Annotated in this window: 3 protein-coding genes; all 3 read right to left on the bottom strand. The window is 59.7% G+C overall.

Translation table 11 applies throughout. The features are described from left to right. Positions 1–349: 349 nt before the first annotated feature. Genes cas2 through cas9 form a run of 3 tightly spaced genes read right to left on the bottom strand, consistent with a single transcriptional unit; the run spans position 350 to position 4636 of the window. Positions 350–697, bottom strand: a complete 348-nt coding sequence (gene cas2, locus ACMLHG_RS12070; RefSeq protein WP_294432991.1) for a CRISPR-associated endonuclease Cas2 — start codon at positions 695–697, stop codon at positions 350–352. Next, entirely contained in the window at positions 694–1578 is an 885-nt protein-coding gene (gene cas1, locus ACMLHG_RS12065) for a type II CRISPR-associated endonuclease Cas1 (protein WP_294432992.1), read from the bottom strand. The genes cas2 and cas1 overlap by 4 nt, the downstream gene beginning before the upstream one ends. Continuing rightward, positions 1571–4636, bottom strand: coding sequence for a type II CRISPR RNA-guided endonuclease Cas9 (cas9, locus tag ACMLHG_RS12060; protein WP_417170649.1), 3066 nt, complete (start codon positions 4634–4636; stop codon positions 1571–1573). Before cas9 ends, cas1 begins: the two co-directional genes overlap by 8 nt. Positions 4637–4674 lie beyond the last annotated feature (38 nt).

The raw sequence follows: 4674 nt of genomic DNA, 5'->3' as shown, positions 1-4674 counted from the left end.
TAAAAAACAACTGGATGTTTGAGGATTTTACTCAATTCAAACTCGTAAAAAATTGAGTTTTTCCCGGCATCGAAGTGGAATTTTATCATAGGAGACTATATTCTACATGCACGTTACCGGCTGGCATGAGGGAGCTGGAGCTTGTAGAGTTTTAAAAGGAGACTATATTGGAGGCGGCGGAGGAACAAGCGAATACAATGCTGGAGCTTGTAGAGTTTTAAAAGGAGACTATATTGATAAATCCTATTGCCTGTTTATGATAACGGCTGGAGCTTGTAGAGTTTTAAAAGGAGACTATATTTAATTGTCATAACGTGCTATTATTTTGACAATTACAATATAGCCCGCTTCAAAAAAGCAGGAGTTGTTCCGGCTTTTTTTCCACTTCCTGAACGGTTTTCCCATAGAGCGACACCATCTCGCCGAACTGCTTGTCCGTCACCATCAGCAGTCGGACGTATCCCCCGGGAGGTACTATCGCCTCAATGTAACGATAGTATTTCCTCGCATTCTCCCGGCAGGAGGAGTATTTCGCATACACGGAATACTGCAACGCCTGAAATCCTTCCGACAACAGATATTTCCGGAAACGCGCGTAACTGCGTTTCTCCTCCCGCGTCACCACCGGCAGGTCAAACATCACCATCAGCCACATCGCCTTGATCTCCGAAATCGGAGTTCGTCCGGCAGAACTCATCCGTCAAACTCCAGCAGATTTTTCTTCTCCGTAAAGGAAGCGGCCAGCTGCCGCGCGTGAATCGTCAGCAGCTCCGGCAATTCATGTTGCTCACCATGCCATTTCACCGGCTCCAGCAGGCCGAGCAGCAGACGGCGGCGCTGTTCCTGCGAGATTCCAGAAACAGGCGCATTCTCCGGATTCAACAGAACCACAATCCGATCCACCCGGCAGCGGTACGGCTCCATCAGATCATCCGCAAGACAATAGGCGTTGTAACGATTCCGATGGTGAATCCCCAGCGTCGGGTGCAGTCCGGCGCCGCAGAGTGCGCGCGCCGTCATGGCACGCAACACCGCATACCCGTAATTGAGGAGAACATTGCTGTCACCGGCCTCCCGTATCCGAAGAAACGGGCGCCCGAACAGCTGTTTCCAATAGAGAACCGCGGCTCTTCCCTCCAGATTGTCCGGATCCCCCGAGCGCACCCGCCCCGCCAGAGCAATCAATCCGCCATCTTCTCCGCGCAACTCCCGCAACAGCCGCGCCTGCGAACGAATCTTCGCAGCGACCACCCTTTGCCACAACCGTTTGCACAACGGCAACGATGCCGACGCCTGCTCCCGAAACCGTTCATTCTGCAAATAATGCGACGCCAGCGGAAGCTGCATCCCCACCGGAAGCCGGTCCGCACCGGAAATCACCACCATCACGCCGGCCTCCGCCAGCGCCGCCAGCAGAGCCCCGGTCACGGATACCGCAGGCGTTCCCAGAAGCACACACTCGATCTCCCCGATCGGTACCCGGTGCTCCCCGCCGTCAGGATCACGGACCACCAGCAGACGGTTCTCCAGCCACAGCCGGGCCGCCCGCTCGGCAACCTCAATGATCCGTTTAGTCATTCGCCCGCCTCAATTCGCCGAGCGGTGTCGTATGAAACTTCTCCATCTTCCCCCGGAACGCGGCCGACAGCGTCGGAGTGAACCACAGCCCCGCCGCCTTCAACGTCTTCACGTCACGGGCGTCGTTGATCGGCATGCAGGAGAACTGCGGCAGAGAGATTCCCCGGATCACACACAAATACTCCTGCCCGTCCTTCGACCAGCGCACGACATCGCCTTTCCGCAGGGTGAATTTGAGCGGGTTGCCCTCCTTGACCTTCGGGAAAACCGGCTCATTTCTCTGCAGCCTCAGCCGGGCATCCAGCACGGTGACCACCTCGCCATCCCAGCCGATCTCCCGCCCGTCGGCGTCATGTCGGGCATAGATGGCCAGAACGAGGTTGGCTCCGTTCGCCACCTCCCGTTTCCGATCCCCCTCCCCGATGCTGCGGGTTTTGACGTTCTGGCGCACCCGGACACTGCGGATCGTATTGACGAAACGCCCCTGCCGGTCCCGCAGAACCGGCAGATTGCCGCCATCCTTGAACGCCTTCCGGGGATCCGTCATCTTCAGCTCGGCCAGCTTCTCCTCCACCGCGCGCCGGATTGCAACGTCGACGATCTCCGCCACCGTTTTCGGCTCCAGCGTATCCAGCCGGCGGCGCACATGACGCAGGTCCCCGCCGTGGGATTTGCTGTAAATCGTCTCCTTATGAAAGGCTCCGCGCGCCCGGTTGATCGTGTGGTGAGAGATTCCGGCCGCGTCCAGTTTCGCCCGCGCCTGCGTATACAGCGAATTGACGATCAGCGGCTGTTTCTCCTCAATCGCCTTCCGGACCGTCTCCTTCGGCATCTCCGCCACCGCCTTCACGATGGCCGGCGACACGACCGCCACGGTGAGAGCGTCGATCGCGTGGTGACGGAAGTCGCCGCGCTCCTTCTCCCCCTCCCCCAGCAGATAGTTGCCGCCCCACGCGCGCCGCACCACCGCGGTACACCCGCCGGCACTGCACTGAAGCCGCAGCACGCCGTTGCGATCCCAGCGGCCGCCGTAGAGAAGCGCCAGATATTCGGTGGCCAGTTTGCTCGCGTAACGGGTGTCGTTGAGATTGCGCTCGATGAAGTCGCGGCTCTCCGCCTTCTGCATCTTGAACCGTTCCAGCTTGGCTTCCGCAAACGGCCCTTTGAACCGGCGGACCCGCTCCAGAATCTCCCGGTACGCCTCCGGGGAGAACACCTCGAACGGCAGTCGATTCCCTTTCTCCGCATTCGCATCGCGACAGCTCAACGTCTTGTTGATAAACGAGTCATCCATCGACCGCGAATACGGCACGATATGTTCAATGTGCACCAGCCCGCCATGCAGAAGATCCCGCATGGAAAAACGGCGGCCGGTGTAGGGGCAGGTGTAATCGCACTCCTCCGCCAGCATCACTTTGAGAATGTCCCGCCGGGACGGCTTCTCCACCCCGGCTTCCTGCGCGATCTCCCGGGCGATTCGTTCGCGCTCCTTTTCACGGAGCCGGTTCCGCCGGGTGATGTTCTCGCGGTCTTTGCTGCTGTTCTTCAAGTCGCGCGCCAGCTCCAGCCGGATCAGGTCCGGTTTGCCGTATTTGCGAATCACCGCGTTGACCACCTGCCGCATCTCCGTCAACGTGCGATGCACGACCGGATTGCGCAGCTGCAGGCCGGTTTCGTCCAGCGGCGGCAGAAACTCCAGCACCCGTTCCGACGCCTGGAACTGCTCCGGATATTTGAGTTTGATCACCGTACTTAACGCAATCCCGCTCTCCAGATCCGGCAGCAGCTGTTTCAGAGCCTTGCGGGAGAAACCGCAATAGTCATCCGGCAGAGAGATGTGCGCAGCCTTCTCCGCGGCCTCCTCGCTCAATCCCCAGCGCGTCCGGAGAATCCGGCGCAGCGCGTCGTCCTTCTCCATGCAGGCGAGATGGTGAAAAAACGCCTGCCGCTCCTCCTCTTTCATGGCGGCGGCCCGAGCGCCGAACACCCGGAAGAGAATCGCATGCAGTTCGTTGCCGTAGACCTTTTTATCCTCATCCCCCAGCGTGAATTTCTCACCGCGCCGCAACCCTGCCAGCCGCCCGAGCGCCGAGAGCGCAATCGTCCCCTGCGCATTCAATTCGCCGGAAAGGCCGTCCAGCACCGTCAGCACCTTCTGCCGCTCCTCCTCCGTCAGCGGCCGCAAAACGCCCCTGCCGTCAACCCGCAGGTGATTCACCTCCTGCAGAATCCGGAACCGCTGTGCCAGCGGATCCTGAAACGAGCAGCGCCGCTCCTCCGGCTCCAGCCGGCAGAATCCGATCAAATGCTTACAGCTCTTCAATTTGCGTTGAAAGAAGATGGCATGGTAGAGCGCACGCTCCAGCGCCTCGGATATCAGAGGACGCTGTGCGGCGCAGATTTTGCGGAACTCCTCTTCGAACATGCCGCGCTCCGTATACCGGGTCCGGATCCGGCGCTGTTCGGGGTCAAGCGTGGAGAAGTATTCCCCCAGCGTCCGCGCTCCGGAATTCCGTATCGCCTCTTTCAGCTCCGCAATCTGCGAGAGAACCACTCCGGCCTCGGAATCCTTCGCCTCCTGTTTCCGATTGCTCTTGTATCCCCGCCGCTGGCCGAGGTGGTAGAGGGCGCGCCCCAGCTGCATCGGTTCAAGCGGCCGGTCCAGCGCCGCCGCGCGCAGCAGATACGGCACGACGTGAGCGGCCCGCTTTTGTTCATCTTCCGGCAGTCCGGCCAGAAACGCGCGGTCGATCTGCAGAAAGAACTCCGGGCTCACCTGCTCCGGCAGCAGTCCGGAACCGCTCAGGACCCTCGTCAATTCATCCTTATGCTGCCGGCGGCGGCGGTACGCAATCCGCTGCGCCCTTTTCAGCCGGCGTTCCGCACAGCGGGACTCCCCTTTGCCGGAAACAATCTCCTCGGTCGTGGCCGCCAGCCCCGGGGCAAAAATGCGGCTTCCCCAGTCGAGCAGATCCACCTGCGCATCGTTGTCATCGTCGACAATCGCCCACCCCACCGAATTGATCCCGAGATCCAGTCCGAGAATCCGCTGTTTCATTTTCTTCCCCTTTTTTTTTGCGATTCCACTTGAAAAAT

The organism is Victivallis sp., from assembly GCF_048170485.1.
Taxonomy (GTDB): Bacteria; Verrucomicrobiota; Lentisphaeria; order Victivallales; family Victivallaceae; genus Victivallis.
This window is presented reverse-complemented; position numbering and strand designations above follow the sequence as displayed.

Coding starts and splice junctions, on each gene's coding strand:
- cas9 (WP_417170649.1), bottom strand. CDS start 4,636: ATGAAACAGCGGATTCTCGGACTGGATCTCGGGATCAATTCGGTGGGG.
- cas2 (WP_294432991.1), bottom strand. CDS start 697: ATGAGTTCTGCCGGACGAACTCCGATTTCGGAGATCAAGGCGATGTGG.
- cas1 (WP_294432992.1), bottom strand. CDS start 1,578: ATGACTAAACGGATCATTGAGGTTGCCGAGCGGGCGGCCCGGCTGTGG.